21 protein-coding genes and 1 pseudogene are annotated in these 26,996 nt (G+C 41.1%); 6 read left to right on the forward strand and 16 right to left on the reverse strand.

Going from position 1 to position 26,996, the window contains the following annotated elements; genetic code table 11:
• Positions 1-229 precede the first annotated feature (229 nt).
• Positions 230-367 (forward strand): hypothetical protein, encoded by a 138-nt coding sequence (locus tag BV372_RS35875; protein WP_179197945.1) that lies wholly within the window; start codon positions 230-232, stop codon positions 365-367.
• Here the strand turns inward: BV372_RS35875 and BV372_RS02240 are convergent.
• Positions 338-1,162, reverse strand: a complete 825-nt coding sequence (locus BV372_RS02240; RefSeq protein ID WP_086682610.1) for an ATP-grasp domain-containing protein — start codon at positions 1,160-1,162, stop codon at positions 338-340. The two genes, BV372_RS35875 and BV372_RS02240, sit on opposite strands and share 30 nt — an antisense overlap.
• Before the next feature lie 181 nt (positions 1,163-1,343).
• Positions 1,344-1,772 carry a Fur family transcriptional regulator gene (locus BV372_RS02245; RefSeq protein WP_086682614.1) on the reverse strand — a complete coding sequence of 143 codons (429 nt, stop codon included), beginning with the start codon at positions 1,770-1,772 and terminating at the stop codon, positions 1,344-1,346.
• A 337-nt stretch (positions 1,773-2,109) separates the two neighbouring features.
• Here BV372_RS02245 and BV372_RS02250 point away from each other — a divergent pair, with 337 nt between their 5' ends.
• Positions 2,110-3,054, forward strand: coding sequence for a pentapeptide repeat-containing protein (locus BV372_RS02250; RefSeq protein WP_086682617.1), 945 nt, complete (start codon positions 2,110-2,112; stop codon positions 3,052-3,054).
• Between the two features lie 75 nt (positions 3,055-3,129).
• Here the strand turns inward: BV372_RS02250 and BV372_RS02255 are convergent, their stop codons facing one another.
• From BV372_RS02255 to BV372_RS02270, 4 genes are all read right to left on the reverse strand, one after another.
• A complete protein-coding gene (locus tag BV372_RS02255; protein ID WP_256973063.1) occupies positions 3,130-3,933 on the reverse strand; it encodes an isopentenyl phosphate kinase in 804 nt (267 codons plus the stop codon).
• Positions 3,887-6,928, reverse strand: a complete 3,042-nt coding sequence (locus BV372_RS02260) for a poly(A) polymerase (protein ID WP_086682749.1) — start codon at positions 6,926-6,928, stop codon at positions 3,887-3,889. Before BV372_RS02260 ends, BV372_RS02255 begins: the two co-directional genes overlap by 47 nt.
• 128 nt (positions 6,929-7,056) lie before the next feature.
• A complete protein-coding gene (locus BV372_RS02265) occupies positions 7,057-8,193 on the reverse strand; it encodes an AAA family ATPase (protein WP_086682752.1) in 1,137 nt (378 codons plus the stop codon).
• 73 nt (positions 8,194-8,266) lie between these two features.
• A complete protein-coding gene (locus BV372_RS02270; RefSeq protein ID WP_086682623.1) occupies positions 8,267-9,052 on the reverse strand; it encodes an RNA ligase family protein in 786 nt (261 codons plus the stop codon).
• Between the two features lie 118 nt (positions 9,053-9,170).
• Between BV372_RS02270 and BV372_RS02275 the strand changes: the two genes are divergently transcribed.
• A complete protein-coding gene (locus BV372_RS02275) occupies positions 9,171-9,716 on the forward strand; it encodes a hypothetical protein (protein WP_256973064.1) in 546 nt (181 codons plus the stop codon).
• A gap of 61 nt (positions 9,717-9,777) precedes the next feature.
• Here the strand turns inward: BV372_RS02275 and BV372_RS02280 are convergent, their stop codons facing one another.
• From BV372_RS02280 to rsmA, 3 genes are all read right to left on the reverse strand, one after another.
• Positions 9,778-10,101 carry a DUF3082 domain-containing protein gene (locus BV372_RS02280; protein ID WP_086682626.1) on the reverse strand — a complete coding sequence of 108 codons (324 nt, stop codon included), beginning with the start codon at positions 10,099-10,101 and terminating at the stop codon, positions 9,778-9,780.
• 90 nt (positions 10,102-10,191) lie between these two features.
• Positions 10,192-11,145, reverse strand: coding sequence for a 4-(cytidine 5'-diphospho)-2-C-methyl-D-erythritol kinase (ispE, locus tag BV372_RS02285; RefSeq protein ID WP_086682629.1), 954 nt, complete (start codon positions 11,143-11,145; stop codon positions 10,192-10,194).
• Positions 11,146-11,178: 33 nt separating this feature from the next.
• The gene (gene rsmA, locus BV372_RS02290; RefSeq protein ID WP_086682632.1) at positions 11,179-12,066 is read right to left on the reverse strand and encodes a 16S rRNA (adenine(1518)-N(6)/adenine(1519)-N(6))-dimethyltransferase RsmA; all 888 of its coding nucleotides are present in this window, start codon (positions 12,064-12,066) and stop codon (positions 11,179-11,181) included.
• A gap of 489 nt (positions 12,067-12,555) precedes the next feature.
• Here rsmA and BV372_RS02295 point away from each other — a divergent pair, with 489 nt between their 5' ends.
• A complete protein-coding gene (locus BV372_RS02295) occupies positions 12,556-12,945 on the forward strand; it encodes a hypothetical protein (protein ID WP_086682635.1) in 390 nt (129 codons plus the stop codon).
• Positions 12,946-13,003: 58 nt separating this feature from the next.
• Positions 13,004-13,783: pseudogene (locus BV372_RS02300) on the forward strand (formylglycine-generating enzyme family protein); the annotation flags it as partial.
• Positions 13,784-14,192: 409 nt separating this feature from the next.
• On the opposite strand, the gene BV372_RS02305 reads toward BV372_RS02300, so the two are convergent.
• The 3 genes from BV372_RS02305 to BV372_RS02315 all read right to left on the reverse strand — a co-directional run bounded on the left by BV372_RS02305 (position 14,193) and on the right by BV372_RS02315 (position 20,333).
• The gene (locus tag BV372_RS02305) at positions 14,193-14,828 is read right to left on the reverse strand and encodes a Uma2 family endonuclease (RefSeq protein WP_086682642.1); all 636 of its coding nucleotides are present in this window, start codon (positions 14,826-14,828) and stop codon (positions 14,193-14,195) included.
• Between the two features lie 132 nt (positions 14,829-14,960).
• Positions 14,961-18,731, reverse strand: a complete 3,771-nt coding sequence (locus BV372_RS02310; protein ID WP_086682645.1) for a PAS domain S-box protein — start codon at positions 18,729-18,731, stop codon at positions 14,961-14,963.
• 84 nt (positions 18,732-18,815) lie between these two features.
• Positions 18,816-20,333 carry an integrase gene (locus BV372_RS02315; RefSeq protein WP_086682648.1) on the reverse strand — a complete coding sequence of 506 codons (1,518 nt, stop codon included), beginning with the start codon at positions 20,331-20,333 and terminating at the stop codon, positions 18,816-18,818.
• A gap of 214 nt (positions 20,334-20,547) precedes the next feature.
• On the opposite strand from BV372_RS02315, the gene BV372_RS02320 reads away from it, so the two are divergent.
• Positions 20,548-21,216, forward strand: coding sequence for a sporulation/spore germination protein (locus BV372_RS02320; RefSeq protein WP_373270737.1), 669 nt, complete (start codon positions 20,548-20,550; stop codon positions 21,214-21,216).
• A gap of 39 nt (positions 21,217-21,255) precedes the next feature.
• Here the strand turns inward: BV372_RS02320 and BV372_RS02325 are convergent, their stop codons facing one another.
• From BV372_RS02325 to BV372_RS02340, 4 genes are all read right to left on the reverse strand, one after another.
• Positions 21,256-21,537 carry a CopG family transcriptional regulator gene (locus tag BV372_RS02325; RefSeq protein ID WP_086682758.1) on the reverse strand — a complete coding sequence of 94 codons (282 nt, stop codon included), beginning with the start codon at positions 21,535-21,537 and terminating at the stop codon, positions 21,256-21,258.
• A 134-nt stretch (positions 21,538-21,671) separates the two neighbouring features.
• Complete coding sequence (locus BV372_RS02330; RefSeq protein WP_086682654.1) at positions 21,672-22,271, reverse strand: ParA family protein; 600 nt, start codon at positions 22,269-22,271, stop codon at positions 21,672-21,674.
• 250 nt (positions 22,272-22,521) lie between these two features.
• Positions 22,522-23,787 carry a response regulator gene (locus tag BV372_RS02335; RefSeq protein WP_086682657.1) on the reverse strand — a complete coding sequence of 422 codons (1,266 nt, stop codon included), beginning with the start codon at positions 23,785-23,787 and terminating at the stop codon, positions 22,522-22,524.
• 61 nt (positions 23,788-23,848) lie between these two features.
• A complete protein-coding gene (locus BV372_RS02340) occupies positions 23,849-26,236 on the reverse strand; it encodes an MASE1 domain-containing protein (RefSeq protein WP_086682660.1) in 2,388 nt (795 codons plus the stop codon).
• Positions 26,237-26,996: the final 760 nt, after the last annotated feature.

Here is a 26,996-nt window from a genome sequence, read left to right on the forward strand (position 1 = left end):
CTAGTCGATTGTAATATTTTTAACCTAGACGCAAGCTGCTTGCAGAGCTACTACTAAAATGCAGAATTAGTACAGAAGAGAGAAGGAAGAAAAAATTAATTATATAACTGGATTCTGTTTGATAGCGTTTTTCGTACAGTACGCTAAGTAGCCTAAACATATCAAGAAACACATGATTTCCTCAAGGCAACCCTACCACAAACCAAGGTTGCACTGGATGCAGCAGTAGGTGTTAGAGCCGAAGGTATTGTTGGGTGGACTATTTCCCGAAATGCGATCGCCGCGTTATGGACAGGCTTGGCTCCTTAGCAGTAGTTTAAATGTAGGCGATCGCAAGTTAACCATTCACAGATGCGTAATCTTCTAAAGCTGCTTTGGCACCAAATTCTATAATCAAACTCAAGTCACATCCATATTCTCCACTACAGCTAAAGGAGCCAAGTTCTAGTATGTGAAGCTCACCTGCTGATTCACAAATGTCTACAGTGTAAAGAGATTCTGGATACCAGTTTACTGTTTTTAGTACGTTATTCAAGTAATCTTCTAAATAGCCTCCTTTGATAATTTCATCTCTTCTTTCCTCCCCTACTAAATATAGTGAACCAGTAATTGCTTGATTTTTGTAAACAAAAAATCTCCATTCTCTAGTAATTGGTTGCTGACCACTGACTAGTACTAAAGTTGTCTCATCTCTTTGCAGTTCGCTGCCTAAAGATTGCATAGTATTTAACACATTCAAATTAAACACTCCAGCACGAAACGATTTCATATTGCTATCAGGTCTAATAAATAAATTTCCATCAGAATCAAAATAATCCATAATTTCTTTTCTTCGACGGATTAGTTCACCTAACGATAGAATAAAATATTTATTATTCAGTAAATAGTGACCAAAATAAGTATAGTATGTAGAACAACGCAGATTCTTTTCATCCATATAAGCTCCTGGAATCCAAGAGGTTCGCAAAATATTTCGACCTAAATTTAGAGTCCCTCGAAATAACACACACTCATGTTCGGGAAAATATTCGTTTGCATCTCTAGGATGAAATCTGAGGTAGTTTGTCTCTTGCCAAAAGTATCCTTGTCTTTTCAATTCTTCTATAAATTCTTCATCCTTATCAAAAATATGTCTTTCAATCAACCAATTAACTTGTTTCATAGCTATCTTATTTGAGCAGATGATGCTCGATACATTTGGGGAGAAGTATCGAGATTATATGTCTTTTACTGGGCGAGTAATACCAAAATTTCTCTCTAGAGCAACTTCATAAAGCTGAAAAATTTTATCCGCTTGGTGAGGCATTGTTGCATGAATAGAGAAAATAGGAAATTTTACCTTTTTAAATCTTTGGTTGGGGCTTACGTGCAAAAAATTCAATCCGATAGTCGCTCACCTCAAGACCTACTTGCGCTTCTACAGCAGCAATAATCTCTTGAGGAAGGGTCACCATCACATCTATGACTTGTCCATCATCCAAACAGTGCACATGGGAGTGGCAAAAGGTGGGATGGCTATAAAGACAACCTTCTGCTTTTTCAATGCGCTCAATTACGCCAGTATTCACCAAAATATTTAAATTTTGATATATCGATGTATAACCAATTTTCTTGTTTTGTTGACGCAGGCGATGGTAGATCGCGCTTGCACTTAGATGCTCATCAGTATCCCATAGCAGTCTCAGGATGAACTGGCGCTGCTGACTTAAGCGCATTCCCCGTTCATGGCAATACTCTAGAGCATCCTCGTAGGATTTGAGTTGCGGAGCCATAAAATTAAGCTCCTAGAGTCACTTTTCAGGGATAGATATATATTACACAAAATCAGCGTATGCATACCTAGTATGACTACACATTGTCAAGTTAGGGTAACGATTGTTATTACATACTCATATCCAGTATGAATAATTATAAAAACCGAGCGTACTTTCCATGTAATTCTTACAAAATTGAAGTAAGCAAAGTTGTGGAGAGCGATCACATCCTCATGTTGTACAACTACAGCAGATGTTTTTTTGAGTAGGAAATAGCCGATGCAATATGCAAGGTAAATTCCAGATCTGAGGTAAAAGCCTACAAGCCTGGAGATGAAGTTGAGAGGCAAATAATATGAACGCCGAAGACCTCCTGAGGCTTTATGCTGTAGGAGAAAGAGATTTTCATACCGCAGATTTACAAGGAGCACACCTGCAAGAAGTAGATCTAAGTGGGGTAATTCTGAAGAAAGCAATCTTGTCTGAAGTAGACCTCAGTGGGGCAAATCTAGTTGGGGCAGACCTAAATGGGGTTGTTCTCAAGCAAGCTAACCTGAATGGAACACGTCTACATGGATCGCACTTAGTTGGGGCAGACTTATATGAGGCTAACCTAACCAATGCAGACCTAAACGGGGCAGTTTTGTGGAGAGCAACTCTTAACAAAACAATTTTGAGTGAAGCAAACCTGAGTAGGGCAAACCTGGATGAAGCGATTCTTAGCGGGGCAAACCTGAGTAGGGCAAACTTAAAGGGAGCAAAGCTGAGTAAAGCGAACCTGAGTAATGCATATCTAACCGAGGCAAACCTTGGTCGGGCAACTCTGATTGAGACAAAACTGATTTCGGCAGATCTGCGTGGAGCCAGTCTGGAGTTTGCTGAACTGGCTAAGGCAAACCTCACAGAGGCAGACTTAAGCCGCACAAATCTAGAGGGTGCCAACTTGAGTGAAGCAAACCTGAGTAGGGTAAACCTGACTGGAGCGAATCTAACTGGAGTAAATTTGCACAAAGCAAATTTAATTGCAGCAAAATTGATTTTGGCTGGTATGCGTGGGGCAAACTTGGAGTTCGCAGAGCTGACTCAGGCAAACTTAACTGAGGCAGATCTAAGTTGGGCACGCTTATCTAAAGCAAACTTGAGTGGTGCATACCTACGCCGAGCAATTCTCACAGACCTAGATCTGGATTCAGCGATCCTGCGTGGTGCAGATTTATTTGAGGCAAAGCTGAGTCAAGTAAAGATGAATAACGTAGACCTGAGTTGGGTAAAAATGCCTGATGGCACAATCCACTTTTAACTAATGTCCATGCTGCTGCACAATACCAATTTTTTCACCAAAAGTAGCAGTATTTTACTGCTACTTTTTATCTGATCATGATGCTCTAATTAATGTGCCTAGAGGCGAATTTCCCAACACAGCATTAGCCAAATTGCCTGGTATATTTCCATCAATTATCCAGCAATCAATTCCTAAATAGGAGATAGACATAAACTCTTCAACTTTTCTGGACATACCACCAGTAACATCTATAGATTTACTTTCACCTAGAAAAGCTTTTATCTGAGAATAGTTCGCTTGAGTAATATTAGATATTATTTGCCTTTTTTGGTCATATACACCTGGATAGTTCCCAGCATTTATTAGCCGAATTTGAAACTTTTGTTTTTTGTGAAAATATTTAGCTAATTCTGCTAATAAAGTGTCTGTAGAGAGGATAGTACCACCAATTGCTTTATCTAAAACCACATCACCAAATACTAAGGGAATCAAACCTGCTTCTAAACTGTTTTCTATAGCTGAAAAGTCAATTTTGATTAGCTTTTTATCTTGAGTAACTGCCATAGTTACAGGTGGTAGGCTAATTACTGGCAAACCCGTTTCTAGAAAAATCTTCGCTAGCAGAAAATTTAGATCTAAAGCATCTTGGTGAACTAAACAAAAACCCAGTTTATCGACATCAGATTTCAAGCCCTCAATGGTATTGTATTTTTTCGCTGACTGATGACCGAACGAGCCAGCACCGTTGCCAATAATTAATTTTAGATTAGGATTTTGATTTACAATCTGAGTTACTTCCACAACCAGTTGTTGCATTATTTCGGGTCGAGCAGTATAAGGTTTATCCTTATCAGTAATTAAAGACCCGCCCAGCTTGATTAATGCCAGATTCATCATGAAATGATATCACCTCAAAACTACTATTTTGAAAATTCAACTGTGATACAAAATCTTTCGCTACCTGCTCTATGGTATTGTTATGAAAATTAGGAGGAAGATTCAAGCCCAGAACTAAACGAGCAGTATTCTCCATTTTCTGAATACCTGTCCAAGGACGCACAAAGATATCTAGTTGCTCAAGCTGAATAATTAACCCAATGATATAACCTTCTAAAATACCGCAGCATTTTTCTAGCTCATTATTATCTTGATTACTCACCCTTAATATTAAGAAAAATTCTGATTCTTGCTGTAATCCTACTGGCTCAAATAAAGATGTCCACTTCTCCTCGCCAGCTAAAATTTGCTTAGTTAGTGTTCCACCTCTAGCAAATTCACGACAGAGTATCTGTGCGGTAGAAAGGGTGACGTTACGAGCAGTATTTTGACATGGTTCTATTGATGTGACTACAGGTAGCCAGTCTCGTGGTGATTGTACCTTATATTGTCTGCCTGCATCTGTAAGAGAGATCGCCTGCTGCCAATTATGTTGGTGTAAAAGTTGGAAAAAATTAACCAGTAATTCCTCTAAGCTCGATTTTGATTTTTTGTAAAAGATGCAACTCCATGCACAGAGTAAAGCCCAAGAGAAACCACCAAGGAAACCCCAAGCATTGCTGTAAATATCTCTGGCTTTAGCCCATGCGCGTACTGCTCGCAATAGCTGTCGGAAAGTGTCAAGCGATACATATTTACCAGCTACATCTGTAATTACATCTGCTTCCCAACAACCGATAATAGCTTTTAAGCTAACTGGGTCAATGTTTTGTGGAGTTTTCATCTCCAATTGCCAGTTTTGGGCCCGTGCGTAAAGTAAATCTAGAGATATTCCTTCTAATTGCAAACGCAGTACTGGTACTCGTGCATCTAATACTAGTTGACTGTGACACAATCCTTGCAACCTTTGTTGGACGCTAACTAGAAAAGCTTCCCCAGATAGATAAGTTGGAATCACACACACAGTATCCAAATCGCTTTCGGGACTTTGTACGCCAAGACGCGCCGAACCTAATAACTGTAGTGATGGTTGAAAACCCAAACATTCTGCACAAGCTTGAGTCACAACTTCTAACACAGTTTCACGCTGTAATTGCTGTGCTGGAGTTAGTTCAGGTTCCAATTGGTTAACCAACTCTCCCAATTCGGAAGAATGCGTGACTCCTCTTTCTCCCAAATACACAATATGTCTCACCTCAAAAGGCTCATCACCTCGACGGCTAATTAAGGCGATAGAGTCAACTGTAAAACTAATTGGATGCCATTGCGGTAATTCAGCAAAGGCTGCTTCCGGACTGGGGAATTGTCCGACGCTGAGGTGGGGTGTAAAACCTGCTTTTGTTTTGCTGCTTTGTTCGTTACATTGCGGAAACAGATTTTGAAGTACCGCCTGTAACTCATGCAATGCGTTTTCAGGTTGGGTGACAGGGCGCAACCAGGCTGTAGAACTTTTGCGGTGTGTAAATGTTTGGAAGTCGGCTAAGGTAATTTGAAATGGTTGCAGTTGAGCAAGTGCAGGCGCAATAATTTCCACGGCTTGAGCAAAATAGGATTCTGGTAAAAAGCCGTAGAGTAAATTAATGTGAGCCATCCAACGCTCAACTCTGGCATCATAACGCTGACGAATGGTTTGGATAGCAGGTAAAACATTGTCTGGCGGAATCACAACTACAGCACTTTGATAAACTGGGCGCACTGTAGATAGAGGAGACACATCACTCGGAGTGAGAAACATAGGCTTCTCTCCGCGTCGCTGCGTCTGTGTTTCTCCCTGTCTTCTTGCTGAAAGAACTGCACGAAGACCAAAATGATCGGATGGATAAATTTTCCCCTCTGTATCTGCTATTGGTTCACAAGCAAACAAGTCAATTGACTGCGCTTGCCAATCATTGTTTTGACTTCGCAGTAAAATGCGATCGAGCCTAGCTGGTATTCCCTGTAAACTCATCAACGCTGCTAAGGGGTTGCGTTGCGGGTCAAATGTATAACCAGCTGCATCGGGATGTAGTTGTTGCCAAATATCAACAAACCCAGCACCCGCTAATATCTCTTCTTGTTCGTTACCTCGCGTATTGAAGTCACCAGCTATCAAGCTATTTCCTGGTAGCTTTTGGAGATATGAAACTATGGTAGCTAGCTGATGCTGGCGTTTTTCTAAGGCATTTTGAGCGTAATCGCTGGTTAAATGTACGGCTGCAATGTGCAATAATTGACCGTTAATTTCACAACTCCCCACCAATACCCGCTTGTGTCCAGAAAACTGATGCTCAACGAGTGTAAAAGGCAGACGCGACAATAATAAATTACCGTAAGGTCGCACTGTTTCGGCTACGCTGGATTCGGATATGTAATAATTGCCTACCCAACTTTGTGATAAAAGCAACTCTACTAAATCTGGCGTCGCTTCTTGGATGGAGATAATATCGGCGTTACATTGACGTAAATGCTCAACAATTGCTGGTAATCTTTTTTCAGTTTCGATTTTATCCTGTTCGTAGAGGTCACAAAGCACGTTAAAACTAGCGATCGCCAAACTTTCTAAATTGACGGCTGCGGCTGGTTGTAAATTTGGTTGCCAACCTTGGATATCGTATTTATAAACAAGTCGCGGATTGAATATTGCTGTGCTATCTAACACAGTGACAACTTTCTCTTCGACATTCTCTGTAGTCTGGGTTTTCCACGCCGCAGCAGGTAACTCTCCACTGGAAATCAAATCCAAATGCTGTTCTCGATCCCAAACAATCACATCTCCACAACGGATATAGCGGATGCGATGCCAAGGAATATCTCCATCTGTCACCCATTGTGCCAGAGGTTTTTCTCGCATTCCTGTAGATGAAAGACGTTCTTGATAACCGACAACAAAAGCGCTGCTATCAAGACGTACATCCCAGATAATGCGATCGTAAACTTCGCGGCTGGTTGCCATTTTTTTCTTTTCTGATTTTGACATCTTCCTTTCTTCCTGAATCACGAGAAAAAACCAAGCTATGTAACGAAAAGTAAAATCTTTGGATTTGGCTCGTAGTTGCGCTAAAGCGCTAAAGCGCAACTACAAACCATGTATCGACTCTGCCTTATTTAATGCACCAGCCAATCCACTGCCTGAGCTTCAGTAATATCAGGCACATCTAGGCGCTGCCTCATCCGGGAAAGTACTTTCTCTGAAACTTTGGCAGTGCGTTCGCAATTTCTCCGCAGCAGTTCTTGCCAAGTTGTTTCCAAGTAAACTATGCGAATGTTGGCTTGATAGCTAGCAAATAGCCTTACCAGCATTCCCCGCAATTGGCGGCTGAGATTGGTTGCATTCCATACAAAAGATTTTCCATCTCGCATATATTCTTTAGCTAAGGCTTTAGCGGCATTTGCTACTACGCCTTGGTCATCTTCTGGCTCGACACCCATTGTCTGCCGCAGTTTATCTAGGGAAATTACTTCCCAGTCTGGTATATTTTCTTGAATCCAAGTATCTTTTCCCGAACCAGGTAATCCTGACATCATCACCACCTGCAAGCGGGTGTCATTGTAAGCTTCATAGTCTGGATTGCCATTTTCTTTTTGGAAATACACAAACCGACTATGCGCCGATGGGAATGTTCGCGGTTGGTGAAAGCAGTGATTTTCCTGACAAAATTCGCGAAAAAATTCGATACGTTCGATTAATTGTGCTTGGTCATCACAATAACGTCCTTTGACATCTGCTTCTGCTAGCAAACTCAGCATATCGCATCGAATGATTTGGCTGGCTTTGATAACTGCGCGTTCGGGGTTGGGTTTGTCCCAAAACCACAGGGGTAGACTGCCGTATTTAACCAAAGATGCGATCGCTTCTCGTTCTTTAAATGGTACTTGCAAATCCCAAAGAATCTGCTGTGCCATTTTTGCGCCTTGGAGTACGTGACCTTTCGAGGAAATGGCTCCGTCTGCTGCTATTTCAGTCGCAGCAGGTTTGGCGACATCATGCAGTAAAGCCGCCGCAAACAAAAGCGATCGCTCTTTAGCAGGTAATGCTCGCCATTGGGGTAAAGCTACTAATGCCTCACATACTAATTTTGTATGAACGAGAACATTTCCTTCTGCGTGGTAACGCGGATCTTGGGGACAATCAGCAAGCGATCGCAGCCAATCAAATTCTGCTTCCAATGCTGACCAATTGATCGACCAATCGGTTTCGCTTGGACAATAAGGAAAAGACCAAGATTGCACAGAGGAATTCATAAATTTTGTAGAGGGAGGGTGGGGAGTGTGGGGAGTATTGCCTATTGCCTTCTTGCCCCATGACAAATGACTACTACCCAAACAAATCAGCATCGGCACCCAGAAGATTAGGTATAATCGGACGGTTGAGCCAATGTCCATCGGATTGTTGGATGGTAGTTAAAAAGCTCGAACGCACGTATTTATAACGCGCAGTCACCGTATCTTCTGGTTCAACTTTGATGTATAAACCTTCCATCAAAGAACTTTGGTCAGTTTGTTTGAGGGAACGCTCAACATCGAGTCTTTTTTCCTGACAAATTTCGCCCAAACGTTGCAGATATGCAGGGGTTTGATAATGAGACTTACCCAGCAATCCCAACAGTTGTTTATAAGATTGGAGTTTGCCAGAAAACAGCACGGGTACAGAAACTAAAGGCAATCCAGTTAGTAATTGCTGGCGGCTTTTGGTGCTGAGAAATACCTGCTTTTCTAAATCCAGCACGTCGTATTCTAGAAAGTAATGGGGTAAGGCATCATAAAATACTGTGTGCTTGGCGTACAGCCATTCTCCAAAGAGAATATAGCGACTTCCCAATACTTGCCAAAATGCTAAAGCGTGAGTATGCGCCCACTGTTTGAACAAGTTAAAATGCTTTTCTCGCACTCCACCTGTTAAATAGTGTCCCCGGCTTTGCAGTCGAATTTGACCATCAGCCGCAAAACTAATTGCAGCATTTGCACCATCAACTTTTTCTTCAACTACTACGTACTGTTGTTTGATTGCATCAAAGGAAATACTATCGAGGTCTTCATCCCCAGGTTGCAATCGCGAACCCTCTATGTGATGGGTACGCGGATATTTATAAATTTGTTCCATGACTTTATACCTTGGCGACTGCAATCAAATAATTTCGCGACGAATTGAAACGAATAAGCAAGTTTCCTAGATGCTTTGATCTCAGGATTGCTAGCATTCGTCATTGAACTGAATTTGATTGAGACGAGGGACTACATATGCCGTTACCGTAGTTTTCCAAGAGTATTACTTTTATAATACATATACTTCACAAGCTGAGGCAATGTTTCCGGAAGCATCCCACTTCGAGGAAAAACTTTTGGGTCTACAAGAAATTGATACTAATAAATTTATGCTCCAATCCCGATGGTTTCAGATATTGCGTTCTCTGGGATTAGAGTTTTGGTTACCCTTACCTTTGTTGGGATTAGCCTTTTGGCTAGGATGCGGGTTTGTCATGGATGGGGTGTTAACTCGCTCTTACCAAACCATGAGATACATAAAGGTTGATGCTCAATCGGCAAAGCAGCCTAACAGAACCATACTTTTAATCCAAGCAGAAATCAACAAGCGTTTAGGTATTTCCAGAGTTAAAGTTAAGACAGATTCCCCAGTGGTTAAGGAATTAGAATTTAAAATTTTAGTTACAGATTTAAGTCAACTGGAAGCAGCTATTAGCCAAGAGTTAGGATTACCTGTTGAGGATGTGAGGAAATTGATGCAAAATCAACCGCAGAAAAAATAAGTCAACAGTCAAAGGTGATGACTTACCTCATCTAAAAGTTTCTGACTCTAGACTCTGGACTTTATAACTCTGGACTTTTTTTCAACTTTTGCACTAATATTTGCACAGCCAAAGCCAATAGACCAACAGCGACTAGAGCAAATATTCCAGAACCCAAGGCGACTAAGCCGACTACCAATGTACGAACGGCGGAGGTTAGTCTGACCACTAATTGATTATCTGAATGGATGGGTTTGTTCGCAAAACTTGTGGCGATCGCAATCATCAACGAATATAGTGCGTATCCTAATCCTCCCGAAATGATCGCTCCAGTTACACAGCGTAACGGACTGGTTTGTACCTGTGCTTGAGCATCTGGTTGGGGAAGCGAATTTGGATCAGTCATAACAATTTTAGATTTTGGATTTTGCGAAAAGTTGTAAGGAGGGTTTCCCTCCGTAGCAAACTTTTTAAGACGGATTTTGGATTGACCATCCTAAACTGACGATGCGATTTTAATTCCATGTGTAGCTGTTCTTGTCACAAACAATTCTAGATCTTCGTCAAGAATGGCGGCTCTTATTTGTTGCTTCACTGCTTCGGCTTGCTGTTGCGATTCAACAAGAGCAAAAACTGTTGGGCCGGAACCGGACATCATTGTTCCTAAAACGCCTGCCTGTGACGCAAACAATTCTCGCAGTTGCAGAACTTGCGGATATTCTGGCAAGACTACGCGCTCTAAATCATTATGCAATTTTTGAGCGATGTCTGCTGCATCTTTATTGGCGATCGCTTTGACTATTGGCCCGGAATGAACTGCATTAGCACGGGCTACCAAACTAGCGGTATCTTGAATATAAGTATTACCAAACTGCTGCCGATAAGTTTTGTACGCCCAAGCAGTGGAAACTTCCAAGCTCCGATATTTTGCCAATACTATATATATGTTGTCTAAATTCGGTAGGGGAGAAAGTTGCTCGCCTCTACCTGTAGCGATCGCTGTTCCACCTGCGATACAAAAGGGTACGTCTGAACCTAGGATAGCTCCTAATTCTTCTAGTTCTGTCTGAGTTAGTCCCAGATTCCACAGTAAATCTATCCCCACCAACACTGCTGCGGCGTTTGTCGAACCTCCAGCCAACCCAGCTGCTACAGGAATATGTTTGTCGATGGTAATTTCTACACCACCATACTTGGCAAAGGTATCGGGAAATTCCTTCACCATAAGTTCGGCTGCACAATATGCCAGATTACTTTTGTCTGTAGGTACTTGTGGGTGGTTGCTGTGGACGCGAATATTGTCTGTACTTAAAGAACGCACACTAATCTGGTCTGCGAGTTCGATACTTTGCAGTATCATGGCTAACTCATGAAATCCATCTGGGCGATCGCCAATGATTTCCAGATACAAGTTGATTTTAGCAGGGGCAATTAAGCTGTAGGAACGCATAAGAATTTTGGATTTTGGATTTTGCGAAAAGTTCTAAGGAGGGTTTCCCTCCGTAGCAAACTTTTCAAGACGGATTTTGGATTGTTCTCCAAAATCGTCTAAATCATCGGTTACAAGTAACTGATTGGCTAGAGTTACCCATTGGGAGACGCTGAGGTCTTCAGCGCGTACCTGGGGATTTATCTCTAATTGTTCCAGTAAGTGGGTCAGGCGATCGCGTTCTACTACTGGTTGTAAATTATTTCGTAACATTTTCCGTTTAGCTCCGAACCCCAACTTGAGTAAATTCTCTAATTTTCGCGGGTTAATTGCTGGTGTTTCTATTTGTCGAGGACGCAACCTAACCACTGCTGAATCTACTTTTGGTGGTGGATGAAATGCACTTGCTGGCACTGTACAAATTAACTCACATTCTGCTAGATATTGCACCCTTATGCTCAATGCTCCAAAAGTTTTGGAACCTGGTTTAGCATACAACCTTTCTGCTACTTCTTTCTGCACTAATAACACTATTGAATCGAACGGTTGGGGATTGGGATTAGCAATAGTACCAAGGAGTTTTTCGATTATCGGTCCTGTGATGTTATAGGGGATATTAGCAACTACTTTATTTTGATTTTGAAAATTAGGAAATGCTCCTAAATTACCTGCTAAATCTAGAGTCAAAAAATCTCCTTGCATGAGGAGAAAATTTTCTCTTTTACCCAGTTGCTTTGCTAATAAATCACACAAATCGCGGTCGATTTCCACAGCCACCAAAGATTGGACCAATGGTAATAAACGACGGGTCAGAATACCTGTTCCGGGGCCAATCTCCAGAACGCGATCGCCCTCTTTACACTCCGCCGCCTTCACAATTGCGTCCAGAGCCTTTTCACTTTTGAGCCAATGCTGAGCAAACAGCTTGCGCGGTCGCACCATCTATTTTCCTCTGTATATATAGTTTCTAGCGTTTCGTAAAAAATCCGTTTCTTACTTTTTTCTTACTTTTTACTACCCTTTTTTGACCCATTTACCTCACTTTGCTATTGACTTTTGTGTCTAAGTATGGTTTATAACTGCCAAAGTGTGGCAACCTGCCAGCGCGGATTTTGATTGTATAGCCCTGACTTCCAGCCGCTATAAGATTTCAGAAAATCAGACTTTAACTATTCTCTATGAAGATGTGAATAAAGTGAAATTTAGGCGATCGCTTATTATAGCTTGATATTAATTTTTAGAATTTTTAAACGCAGAGGGGCACGGAGGTAGCGCAGAGTAACGCAAAGGTTTTGGAATTTTACTCATGACTATATTAACTAATTCCTCTCTGGACCTCCGCGTGAGAAAAATTTTATCGAAATCACCATTGATACCGTTGTATATATATATGGTAGTTTTAGAAAATCTTAGATAAACACTTAATTCATCATGTCGGAAACACCTTCGGATAGCATTTGGATTGTGACCGATGAAACTCCTCAAATATCCATTCCTGACGGTACTAGAGGCGGCATTACTAGAGGAGGTGACTGGGGAGAGGAAACAAGAGAAATTACCAGAAGCAAAGGAGCCGGAGATGCAGTTAAAGTTAGTGCACAAAAATTAGAGCAAGAAATGTCTCACTTTCTGCAAGTAGTGGGACGCTTATTTAATCGTGCAGAACAGCAAGCTAAAGTTAACTCCGGGATGCAGCTAGAAGAAATTGAACTCTCGGTAGAAATTAGCGGTGAAGGGGAAGTAAAGTTAATTGGCAGTGGTGCTAAAGCTAGCGGTAAAGGAGCAATTAAGCTGACCTTCAAACGGCAAGAACCAAAATAAGATGGTGAAAAATTGGGCGATGCCTTCGGCAACCCGAAACGGGAACGCGATCGGCACTAAATACTTTGTAGAAGACTTGGGGAATGGTGTCATCTTAGAAATGGTGCAAATACCAGGAGGAAGCTTTATGATGGGTTCGCCAACAAGTGAAGCACACAGAGGTAACCCTGAAGGTCCGCAGCATCAAGTACAAGTACCTCCATTCTTCATGGGTAAATATGAAGTCACTCAGGCGCAGTATCAAGCAATTATGGGTAGTAATCCTTCTAGTTTCAAAGGAGAAACAAGACCCGTAGAACAAGTTAGTTGGGATGATGTAGTAGAATTTTGTCAAAAGTTAAGCCAAAACACAGGACGCACCTATCGATTACCTAGCGAAGCCGAATGGGAATATGCTTGTCGATCTGAAACGACTACACCGTTCTATTTTGGCGAAACAATAACGACAGAGTTAGCGAATTATCGAGGAACAGACTGGAATTATCAAGGTACATTGTACTCAGGCAATTACGGTCAGGGTCCAAAAGGTCAATATCGTGTAGCACCAACAAATGTCGGAAAATTTCCGCCTAACTCTTTCGGCTTATACGATATGCATGGAAATGTATGGGAATGGTGTCTAGATAGATATCATAAAAATTACGAGGGAGCGCCCAAAGACGGCAGTGCATGGCTGAGTGGGAATAATAGTGTTGAGCGGGTGCTACGCGGTGGCTCTTGGAACTACAATCCAAGGTACTGTCGTTGTGCTTATCGCGATCGGTTTCCGCATAAGGTTAGTACCCACATTCCGCAGGTTAGTTTGAAAATCTTGGTATTTTCTCTAAACCCACTCTGAGATGGTTTTCAGGCATTAAACCTCTATTCTGCACTCTGCGATCGCAACTCTGGTAAGTGTCAAAATTCAGGTTATTGACACTATTCTCAATAAATTGAGCCTGTTTGAGACTAAAAAATTCGCTCACCACCCATAGATGATAAAAAGCGTGAAATTGTTGCCATAAATAGGTTTTAACCGTTTTACCAAAATTCATGTTTTAATAAAACAACCTGCGGAGGGCAAAATTTTGAGTACAATTACTCATGCGGAATATGGGTTAGTAGCTTCCATGTTGGTTTTCGGTTGGTGTGTGTGGTTGCGTGAGTGCTCCCAAAAGTCAGGCGTAGGTTAGGTTGAGGAACGAAACCCAACATTCTCTACTACTACACCCATGCGGATGTTGGGTTGAACGACAATGAAACCCAACTCATATTTGCTCTCTTACCCAAACCCGAAACGCCCTCATCGCTGCATTTCTCCCCTCAGTTTTACTCCGCATTAAGTATTCAGGAATAACTTGAGCAATAGGTAAATTCGGAAAAATAGAACTAGTAGATGCTACATATTTACCATTAATCAGCACATTAATTTCTAATCTAGTGCCATTCCAGCGCCATAATTCAGGCACACCCAAAACTTCATAGTTATTAAACCGAGTGCGAGAGGTAATATCAATTTCAATTGCTAAATCTGGAGGTGGGTCAATTGTTAAATCAATTCTGTCTTTTCCACGAACAGCAGCTTCGTTTTGAATATAAAAACAATCATCAGGTTCTACCCCAGCATCCATTTTTTCTTGGTCAAAAGTAGTAGAACCCAAACTCCAAAATTCAATATCGAGTTCTTCTAGTAGCGCCTTTACAAAGTCCCCAATAATAACCTTAGCTACCTCATGCTCTGGTAATGGAGCCATTATTTCCAAAATTCCTCGACTGTAAGATATCCGAGAAGTGCGATTTTCGCCCAATTCTGCCAAAATATTTTTGTATCCTGACCAGGATATATTTTTAATCAATAATTGATGACCGGCAGGTACAATTAGTTGGTTGAGTTTAAGTAACATAACTTGCCTCGCTTCTACAGTTCACCTAACTCTCACCAATTTCATCATACAGCCAGTAGTATGTGTTATGCCATACTCAAGAGCGATAAAAGGCCCTACTATTTAAATTAACTGTTTTAAATTTTGAATTCTTTACTGTTGAACTTTTGGCTGAGTAACGGGAATCTCAATTACAAATTCTGCTCCTTGTCCTGGTACTGAATTACAAGATAATTTACCACTATGTTTATCTACTACAATTTGGTAACTAATCGATAAACCTAATCCAGTTCCTTTACCCACATCTTTGGTAGTAAAGAAAGGGTCAAATAATTTAGATCGGATTGCTGGAGGGATTCCCTTACCGTTATCTGAAATTCGGATAGCTACGCGATTCCTATTGATAACTTCTGTACAAATGCGAATCTGTGGATTTGTCATTTGCTCAAAGTTATTTACTAATGACTCTTCTAAAGCATCGATAGCATTACTTATAATATTCATAAACACCTGATTTAATTGACCGGGGTAGCAATCAATCAGGGGAATTTTAGCATATTGTTTAATTACCAAAATTTCTGGATGATCTGGTTTGGCTTTTAGACGGTTGTGTAGAATCATCAAAGTGCTATCAAGTCCTTCATGGATATCTACCTGTTTAAATTCAGCTTCATCCAAGCGGGAGAAATTGCGGAGCGATAGAACGATTTCACGAATGCGCTGAGTCCCTACCCGCATAGACTGGAGAAGTTTTACTAGGTCTTCCTTGAGAAAATCAAGGTCAATATCTGCAATTTCTGCTTGAATTTCTTCTGGAGGCTCGGGATAGTGTTGTTGATAGAGTTCCACCAGTCGCAACAAGTCTTTGGTGTATTCGCTGGCAGGAATCAGATTACCATGAATAAAATTAACTGGATTGTTAATTTCATGGGCGACACCTGCAACCATATTACCTATTGAGGACATTTTCTCACTGTGGATAAGTTGGGTTTGGGTGCGTTGTAGTTCGCGCAACATATCTTCCAAATTTTGTGCTTGTTGTTGTAATTTAATTTCTGCTTGTTTGCGTTCTGTGATGTCAGTTGATACACCCAAAATTTGCTTGAGATTTCCTTCATCAGTACGGTTGAATGGCGTTTCCCGACTGTAGAGCCAGCACCATTCACCGTTGGCTCGTCTGACTCGAAATTCAAGCTCAACAATATCACCATCTTTAGCGGTAAGAAATTTCTCATGGTGATGCCTGATTCTGTCCAAATCATCTGGATGCATAATGGTAGGAATCAGATTTTCTCCCATCTGGTAAATTTCTACATTAGAGTAACCGAGAAGAGTAGCAATTTCTTTATTTGCGTAAACATTGCGTTGTTCTTCTAAATCGAAAATGTAGAGAATATTAGGAGAAGAATCGGCAATGCGTTGAATGAAGTGTTGGCTGGCTTGGAGTGCTTCTTCTGCTTGTTTACGCTCAGTAATATTAAACGTTGTTCCCACAAGTCGATAAATTCGACCTTCGCTATTTTTTAAAGGATTGATTGTGGTAAACCACCAACTTTCTTGACCGTAAAAGGTTAGACACTCTTCGTATGTGATAGCAACACCTTTATCTATACAGCTTTGATATCGTTGATGTATTCCTGCACCTTCAACAGTACCAAACACATCCTCTGGAGTTTTACCTATAACCTGTGCATTACTAAATCCTGTTGCTTTTTCTGTAAGTGAATTCCAGCCAGCAAACCAAAGCTCACCATTTTCTAGAACGTTAATCACAAATATTAGTTGATCGACACCATCGTAAATACTGCGTAAGAATTCCTCTTTTTCTTGCAATTTATCTGCTGCTTGTTTGCGTTCGCTGATATCACGAGTAATAGTTGCCAAACATAAAGGATCGCCAGTCTCAGAATTCTTAACCAAGAACATACTGAAGTCAACTGGGATTGCTTCTTCAGTTTGAAAGTGTCGGAAACGATATTCCCCCTGCCATAAACCACATTCCATAACAGCAGGTAGAATGCATCGCCCCATATATTCTCTGTCTTCTGGCAAGATACAATCAATAATCCTGAAGTCTTCTACTGCTTCTAAATTATCAACACCAATAAGCTTGAGTCCAGCTTCATTAATAAAAATTGGTTTTCCTTCTAAGCTGGCAAAACCAATGAAGTCACTGCTGTTCTCAATCAAAGAAACAAATCTTTGTCGTTCTTGTTCAGCTTGCTTGCGTTCTGTGATGTCAGTCGCTGTTACCACCAACTGAGAAATTCGTGAGGTGCTATCTAAAAGAGGTGTGATATTTAATAGCCACCAAGTTTCCTGTTCATGAGCATAGAAAAACTCCTCATAGAATATAGTCTTGCCCAAATTGATGCATTCACGGTAGTGTTGGCGATAGTAATGTGCCATCTCAGCAGGTAGGGCCTCTGCCATTGTTTTTCCTAAGAAAGGTTCAAGGGGAATTAGACTATTTCTGAGCATGGCTGGATTGAATTTAATGTAACGAAACTCTCCGCCATCATCTAAAACATCCAAAACAAAGATGCCATAGTCCACACCTTCCCAGATGCTTTGCAAAAACTGTGCCTGCTCTTGTAGTTGTTGCTGTATTTGTTGGCGTTGGCGTAGCCCGTCGTAGACATCGCTAATATCAAATAAGCAACCATACCAGAGAATTTCTCCTTCTGGCTGGCGTTCTGGTCGAGAGAAGGCTTTAATCCATTTCTGCTGACCGGACGGAGTTATCATCCGCCACTCATTTTCAAAGTTTTGCAGAGTTTGGGCAGATTGAACAGTTTTTTCTTGAATCAGAGGAGCATCTTCAGGGTGAATATGAGCAAATACTAACGACGCATCTTCTTTTATTTGTTCTGGCTCTACTCCTAAGATGTCTCGACATCGCGAAGAAGCATAAGGAAAAGACATTCTACCATCAGGTGTTAGCCGAAATTCATAAAGCATCCCTGGTACATTATCTGCTAATCGTTGCAACCTGGCTTCGCTACAACGCAAAGCTACTGTACGTTCTTCAACTCTGGCTTCTAATTCTTCATTGAGTTGTTTGAGTTCTGCTTCTACCTGCTTGCGGTTAGTGATGTCCAATAGTACGCCACAGAAGATAATCTCTCCTTGGTCGTTTCGTATAGGAGTTGAGTCTCCTTGCCACCAAACAATTTCTCCGTCGGGCTTAATCAACCGTCCTTCGTAGTGCCAAGGAATGGAATTTTCTATTACCTCTACTACTGAAGCAACATAGTTTTCAATATCCTCTGGGTGTACGCGAGCAAAAAAGCTATTGAAGTCCTGTATCATATCTGCTGCTGTAATCCCTGCCAGTTCCCAAATAAAGTCGCTGATATAGTCGACTCTCCAAACACCATTACGGTTGGTGAACTGAAAAATTGCACCAGGTACATTAGCGGCAATATCTCTTAAAAGCTTTTCGCTCTTTGTTAAGGCTATTTCTGTCTGTTTGCGATTAGTAATCACTTCAGTAAAGATGATGATGCCACCAATTGCACCAGAATCTTTGTACCAAGGATGAATCTCCCACTTTACCCATTCGGTTGTCCCGTTAGCACGAGGAAAGGCATCTTCTGCGGATTTCTCAATGGCACCTGCTAAACAACGTTGGTAAATTTCCCGCCAATACTGAGGAATCTCAGGGAATATTTCATAATGAGAGCGGCCAATAATGTCCTCATCACCCAAGCTGTAATCTTCCCGCCAGCGCCGACTAGCTGAGAGGTAGCACATCTGACGGTCAAATACAGCGATCGCAGCTGGGGTGTATTCTATAAACAAGCGCATCTGCTGTAGGCTATTTAAGCAGCGATTAGACTCCACTATCTGACGTAGTTCTATCAGCTCTTGTTGAAGAGATTCGTAAGTATTTTTATCTACAGAGATGAGATTGCAAGTCATAGTTTTGTTACTTGCTAGCTAGGGAAATAAAGGCAACTACAGCACTTATTGTTCCCTACTCAATTCAGCAAACAACCATTATGGCTAAAGAATCTTCTTTGTGTCTTCGTGTCTTTGTGGTTCAATATTTTTGATTTCAAATAATTCACCCAACTGATGCTGAATCAATAACCCTTTAAGTGTTGCATTTTCAGCCTTTAAAGCCTGAGTTTCAGCTTCTAATTCACTAATTCTGGCCTTCAATGCTTCCTTGGTTGTACCTTGTCTGTGAATTACAACTTCTCGATAAATTGCTAAATTTGCATCTTCGTTCATCCATCTTTGATATGTCTTGGTATGCTCTTGCACTGTATGTCCCATGTAATCGGCCATCGTTTTAATGGGAACTTGCAGTCGATGCCCACGTATGGCATAAGCATGACGTAATTCATAAGGTCTAAAACCTAGATTCGTAACTCTAAATCTGATATAAACTTTTGCCGTTTTATTACTTAGTTTCCCCTCGTTGTAAGGGAATTTCACATTTTTTAAATCAAACAGTTCCACCCAATGGGGATGTAATGGCGGAATCCCACAACTGCGTTCACCAGTTTTAGTTCCATCGGTCAAACTAGGATTTAAATTTACTACATGAAAAGTATTTTGGGGATTAGTAAAGGCTTCTATATCTACAGCAAATAATTCATGAGGCCTTAAGCCATAAGTGGCTAACATCCCATATGCCCATTGCCATTGTTTAGGTTGTGTCAGATTATCTTTACTAGCATATACTGATAAAGGCAGGCCAATTTTAGTAAAGCCTTGGATAATTTCTTCATCTGAGGGGACTTTGCGAATTGTTGGATATGGTTTAGGAGTGGCATAAGCATCAATTGTTTTTAAGCCATTAATACCGCAAAATTCGCAAAACTTTTTCAGTTGCCATACTAAGAAAAACCGCCCAGATGTATTAGGTTTAGTTCTTTCTAATGCTTTTTCTATAGCATATAAAGACATTGGTAGATGTTGAGGTAGTTTTTTCAAATGTCTCAGATAATGAGTTTCCCAAGTACGTATGCCTTGCCTATTCTTCTCATGAGTTTTCCAAAACTCCCGCTGATAATCTTCAATCCATTCACTGATGAGTTTGGTAGAATTTTCCTGCTCTGGAAAAAATACTTTTTGAGCTTGTTTTCCTAGTAACTCTGGTGTCCACCGGAATTGTTTTGTCATCAATAACAAATCTAATTCTCGTGCTTTTACTACTGCTGTTTTCACACCTACATCATTAGCAGCAAACCCAAACGAAATGGTATACTGCTTACTTGGACTACCATTTTTTCCTACATCACCAGGTTTACAGGGAAAAGTCCCTTGTAAACCAATAGTTTTCGCACTAGTTAGCTTAAGTTTTACCTTCACTCTTTCCAAACTTAATGCCGAGTTAGCTTGTGCAATAGCGTGTTTTATCCTAAGATATTCGCGCTCTATCTTCACACCTTCGTCTGATGCGGAAGATTTGGCTTTCCATTGTTTCCATTTGGATGGCTCCCATTGGTCAATTCCAACACCATCCCATTCAGCATTACGGAGGTCGTAGTTACTGGATTCATTGCTAGACATAAGCTTTTTTGGCTATTTCTAAATTCAATGGCATAGAGTGAAGTGCTGTGATGGGTTTGAAGATAGCCAATCACAGCCAGAAAGTAAAGCTTTGCAAAGTCCGTAGTTGAGGCTGGATAGACTGACTCAAAATTGACAACTTTATACGGAATAGTTACAAAAAACAGTGTAATTAATAGAACAACCCAACAAGTCCAAAGCTATGAGTAACATGATGAACATAACTAGAAGATATCTCTTACCATTTATTGTTGTGGCGATCGCTACTACTATCAGCAGCTGTAGTTCTAACCCCACCTCTCGTCAGGATACTATTAGCGACGCACCAACGCCAACGACAACATCTAACAGCGCATCATCCCCATCCCCCAGCCAAAGCCCTAGTATGGCTCAACTGAGGGCTAAATCAGACGCTGTTGAGACACCCTTGCCTCAAGCATCCCCTAGAGAAACTACACCTGCCACAAAGTCATCCTCACCCAAAAAATCTCCTACAGCAAGTGCACCTGCTACAACTTCTCAAGTTGACGCTGGCAAAACTACTAATGTCACCCTATACACAAGTGATGCCCAATGTCAACAACTGATTGCCCAAAAAGTTCCAGTATCGGCAGATGAGCCTGTAAACGGTGCAGTGAGTAAAATTTTAGAGCAAAGAGATTCAGGCGACTTTAACTTATCTAGTTATCGAGTTAACGTTAAAAATGGCGTTGCTACCGTTGATTTGCGAGTAGCTCCTAACTCTAAACGGCAATTAGCTTCTCTTTCTAGTTGTGAACAGTTTGCCCTGTTTGGTAGTCTCCGTAAAACATTGACAAGTAATGCTCAATGGAAAATTAAAGATGTGCGTTTTACCGAGAAAGGTCAGGAAATTGTGCTTTAGTCAATTATCTTTATTTGCCTTAAATAATCAATGACCAAGCTAACTATTTCCATCTTTAGCCTGATTATTAGACAAAAGCCATTGCTCAACCAATTCTGTCATGATGTCGCTCATTTGTCGCTCCTGAGAAGCGGCTGTCGCTTTAAGTTTTCGATGCAGTTGCTTAGGCAGATAAATAGTTGTGCGGATATATTCTGGATCGGTACTTTTGCTGAGGGAATTAGGTTGAGCTTCAGTTGGCTGTAGGTTGTCTCGTTGTTGACGACTGCGCGCAGCATCAATTAGGTCATCAAAACGGCTAGTTTTTTTCTTATTATTCAAACTAAACTTCTCCATATGAATTAGTAGACAATTAGCAGCTAGATAACAGACAGATTTAATTGGTGGGCAATGCCCACCCTACTACAAAATTATTAATTTTTAACGAAAGATTGAGTTCATATATGATTATTTAGTCATTTTGAATTTTCTAATATTTCTTTTCCAGCCTCAGCGTAACAGCGCCATGCAATTTGGGCATAAGAATCTTTGACAGCATTGACTGGTACTCCTTCTAAAGCTGCTCTTTGGAATACGGCCAAGCGTCGAATTCCAGATTTAAATACAGGTAACCCTGCTTTTAACAAAGCTGCTCTAGCATCTTCTCCCGCTTTATTGGGATTTGGTGGAATGAGAGTCAGCAAAATCCGATAATTCGTCTTAAATTGCTTAAGTGCTTCAAGCATTTGCATTGTCGCAGCTAAAGCGATCGCGTCAGGAGTGGTAGGTATTACTAGTAAATCGCATCCCTGAGCAATAGTTTTTAGTTCATTGATATCTGGCCGGGCTGGCGTATCAATCACAATATGCTCATAAAGTTTTGCTAGAAGTATCCCCTGCTTTTCATCAGCAACTTTGAATGGCAAACAACCTCGGTTAGACCAATCCAAAGCACTGCGATTGAGGTCGCCGTCCACTAGCAGTGTATCAGCTATGTTCTGAAGATATGTAGCAAGGTGTAGCGCTGTAGTTGATTTGCCAACACCCCCCTTAAACGCCGCCACAGTAATAATCATTTTAGATTTACAAGCAAATAATCCCAAGATTCTACTACATATCTAAACATCTGGACATTTATTGAATGTTTAAACATCTACACATACAAATTTTCAAGCATTTAGATGTTTTGTACTTAAATATTAAGCACACATATAATTAAAAAACGAATATTTGCTATGCGTATGTTAATAAGTAAAGTATAGATTAGCTAGCAAAAAATACACTAAGTATAAAACTAGACGGTTTAGTTTGAATTTTGAACGATCTTCAAACTTCCTCTTTCACAGGCAATACAATCGTAAATTCAGTTCCTTGATTGAGTGTGGAATTAACCTTAATCGCCCCACCATGCTTTTCCACTACAATTTGGTGAGCGATCGCCAATCCCAATCCAGTACCTTGACCAACTGCTTTTGTAGTGAACAAGCATTCAAAAATCTGCTGTCTCACCGCCTCTGTCATCCCAATGCCATTATCTGCAATCCGAATCGTCACAAATTCCGGCTCTAGCATTTCCGTACAGACGTTGATGACAAGAGAATTATCGACTCGCTTTCCTTGCTGCCAAACTTCTTCTAGGGCATCGACGGCATTAGCCAGGATATTCATAAAGACTTGATTGAGTTGTCCTGGATAGCACTCAACCTTTGGCAGGGGAGAGTATTGCCTAACAACTTTGATTTCAGGTCGTTGCCCCAAGCCTTTAAGACGGTGTCGCAGAATTAATAGAGTACTGTCAAGTCCTGGATGTATATCGACCTCAATCTTTACAGATGTGTCAGTGCGGGCAAAGTTTCGCAGCGACACGGAAATATCTTTGATGCGCTCCGTACTTAACTGCATAGAATTGAGGAGGTTTGGCAAATCTTCCAGAAGAAACTCCAGATCTGTTTGGGCGATCGCTTCTTGAAGCTCAGGTGGAAGTTGGGAGTGATATTGCTGGCATAATTGCAGGATGTTAGTAATATCGGCAACATACTCTTGAGCAGGAAGCATATTGCTGATGATGCAGCTAATAGGATTATTCATTTCATGTGCTACCCCCGCCACCAGTTGACCAAGCATAGAGAGCTTTTCTTGTTGCACCAGTTGCACTTGTGCCTGTGCCAACGCCGCTGTTCGCTCTGCTACCCGCTGTTCTAGGCGATCGCTCAGTTGTTTGAGTTGTAAATGCGATCGCACTCTGGCAATCACTTCTGCTTGTTCAAAAGGCTTGGGAATATAATCAACCGCTCCTAAAGAGAGTCCTTTCACCTTGTTTTCCGTATCCGTCAGCGCTGTCATAAAAATGATCGGGATTGTTTGCGTTAACGGATCGGCTTTGAGTTTCTGGCAAGTTTCAAACCCATCGATTCCAGGCATTTGTACATCTAAAAGAATCAGAGCAGGTGGTTTATGCTGTACTAATTCGATTGCACTTTCTCCATCTTCGGCAACTCGAACCGCAAAACCTGCACCTTTTAAAGCTTGTGATAGTACTGACAAATTAGTTGGATTGTCGTCAACAATCAAAACAAAATCAGAGTCTTTCATCGGTTTAAATTTTAAATATTGTTTTTCTAGCAAATAAATTCAAAAACCAAGAATGCAAGATTCAGTTAGCCTGATTGATCCATTGATTTAATAGCTCACGCAGTTTTTTTAGTTGGAAATTTTCGGCAAGCTGAATTACTTGTTGCGCAAAGGCAAAATATATAGGATTGCTCGCTTTCAAGTCGTTCGCTTCATTCACCACACCATCGACGTCGCCCTGTTTCACCAATTCATACAAGCGATTCAATAAGTTAAGAGCAGGTAAATAAATATCATTTGTTTCTTGCTTATTTGCATCAATTTGTGATTTCGCTATATAAATCCATTCCAAATTTAGGTGAACTTGGAGTAATTCCAATAGGGTTTCAGCCGCTACAGGTTTGGGTAAGAAAGCATTCGCCCCAGCCTCTAAACTTTGATTTTGATCGCTTTCAAACACACTTGCTGAGGAAGCAATAATCGCCACATCTTTCAACTGAGGAGATTGCTTTACCTGTTGAATTAGGGCAAAGCCATCCATCACAGGCATGAGTAAATCGGTAATAATTAGGTCTGGTAGAGTGGCAACAGCTCGCTCAATTCCCTCCTGTCCATTACTGGCTTCCATCACCTCAAATCCAATCGGTTCCAGCAAATTGGCAATCACCGAACGATTTTCCCACTTGTCGTCTACAACCAAGATGGTGCGTTTTTTACCCTGATATCCTGCGATCGCTCCCTGCGGCATCTCTCTAGAAGCCGTTGCCCATCCTTTAGCTTCCGGCACATCCACATCAAACCAAAAAATACTTCCCTTACCCAATTGACTTTGAACTTCCAAAGCGCTATCCATGAGGCGGACAATTTGTTGACTGATAGCTAATCCTAATCCGGTGCCTTCCGCCTGTCGCTTGAAATCTCCAACTTGTTCAAAGGGAAGAAAAATTTTCTCCAATTGCTCTGATGACATCCCAACTCCTGTATCCTCCACAAGAAAACGAATTTTAAATTTAGTTATTTGTTGTTTTTCTTGACTCATGACATTTACTTTTAATGTCACTCCCCCGTTATCTGTAAACTTGATTGCGTTTCCCAGGAGATTAATTAAAACTTGCCTCAGTCGTTTCTCATCTGCATGAATTCCAATAGGGAGTTGAACGTCAGGTTGATAGTGAAAGGCAATTACTTTTTGCTCAGCTTTGATGCGGCAGATTTCGACGACTCCTTGCAGAAATGAAGGTAAATGGAAATCAACCGGACATAGCTCCATTTTGCGGGCTTCAATTTTAGACAAATCGAGCACATCGTTAATTAGAGTCAACAAATGAGAGCCGCATTGATAGATAATTTCAATTCCTTTAAGACCTTTTTTTGTCAGGGGTTCAGTCCGTTGGAGGATTTGCGTATAGCCTAGGATACCGTTGAGGGGCGTGCGCAACTCGTGGCTCATGTTGGCGAGAAATTCACTTTTAGCTTGATTGGCAACTTCCGCAACATTTTTCGCCTCTTGGAGTTCAGTCGTTCGTTCTTCAACTCGTCGCTCTAGTTCATCATTAGCTTGTCGGAGTTTCGTTTCTGCCCTCTGGTTTTCATGAGTCATCGCCGAGAGGACAAATGTAGTGATAGCGATCACACAAATGAATGATTGCAGCAGGATGAGTGATTCATTGGGCGAGGCTTGTTTGGCAAAGGAACCAAAGCCGCGAACAGTTCCAAAAACTGCGATCGCAGACACAATCAGTACAAGTAGAGTAGATTCCCGCGCTTTAAACCGTACTGCCGACCAAATCAGCGGGGGAATGATCATGTATTCAATTGGATATCCTCCTGAAAAAGCTACGTGATCGATTGCCATCACCAAGAGCAAGACAAATACAAACTCGGTAATTTGTCGCCGTTCAAAACTTTTTTGAGATTTTTGGAACCATGCCAGCAATAAGGGTGTTACGACCAAAATACCCGTGCTATCTGACGCCAGCCAAGTTCGACACACATCACCAAATGCTGTCCAAGGTGTAATCCCACTGGCACAAAGCGTCAATGCAGCCAGTATTGAACTGATCAGGGGGCTGGGTATAGTTAGGATGATAAATTTAAAGACATCTTGCGATCGCTCTAAAAAATTGCGGCGTTTGATCAAGCGATGAATCAAAAAAGTTGCAACAACAGGAGTGATGAGATTAACAGCAGGAATGATGCTACTAATTAATAAATTGTTTTTGAAAAAAAGAATATAGCTAACAATAAAATCACTCACAAATAATATAGGCCAGACACGATAGCCTACCAGCAACATTGCTGCTAAAAACACACCAAGTGAAGGCCAAAATACTGATGCACCATTGACGAATGTCATGGATAAACCTAGATATCCAAGACAGAGGTGAACAATAGGTATAATTAGCGCTGCTATCACAAAGGGGGGATCGAGTTTAAATAGAGATTGTGGCTTGATTGTAGTCTGCTGCATTTCTTGCCTCCGTGCAGATAACTGAAGGACAGTAACCCTCAGAAAAGGTTATCAACCTTATGATTCCCAAATAGGCGTTAACCATTGACGCTAGGATATCTACTAATAGAAAAACTCGAAAATAGCTAATGGAAGAAATACCAATTTGTACTGAATTACTCTTCCCCAAAGTATTGCCAAAATTACTGAATAAAACTAACTAATAAATACTACGATAAACAAAGCAAGATACTAGATAAATCTCCGTATATTTTCAAATTAAATATTTTTTAAAGTCATACAGCTAAGTTTTAAGTACCAAATTATTAGCTACAACTAAGTAGGACTTTTTTATAGTGAAAAATTGATGAATTAAATGACATTTATAACTTAGAAGTTTCTCCGTAGGCGGCTGCGTACTCTACTACGGGGAAGCAAGCTAAGCGTAGGGTTTTTAACGCAGAAGATTACCCAAAGAGCTTGTCGTCGGTAGTCCATCCGTGAAGCGAGCTTTCAGAATGTAAAAAAACTTTGTGATACCATTTCTTGATAAAGACAGGACTTACGCAAAATTATAAAAAAACGTAGACGCGTTCGCGGTAGCGACGCCAGGAGCGTCAGCGTTGCCGCAGGCTAGCGGCTTCCAAGGGTACCGCAAAGGAAAGAGGGTTTTAGAGAGTTCTTGCTTAAGCGCTAAAGATGTTCCTAATTAGCCAGGGTCGGCAGGCTTTGTATGTATTCTCAGTTCACACAGAATTGGTATTAGGAGACATCATCTGCC

Origin of the sequence: Nostoc sp. T09 (genome assembly GCF_002154695.1) — a bacterium.
In the GTDB taxonomy this organism is placed as follows: Bacteria; Cyanobacteriota; Cyanobacteriia; order Cyanobacteriales; family Nostocaceae; genus Aulosira.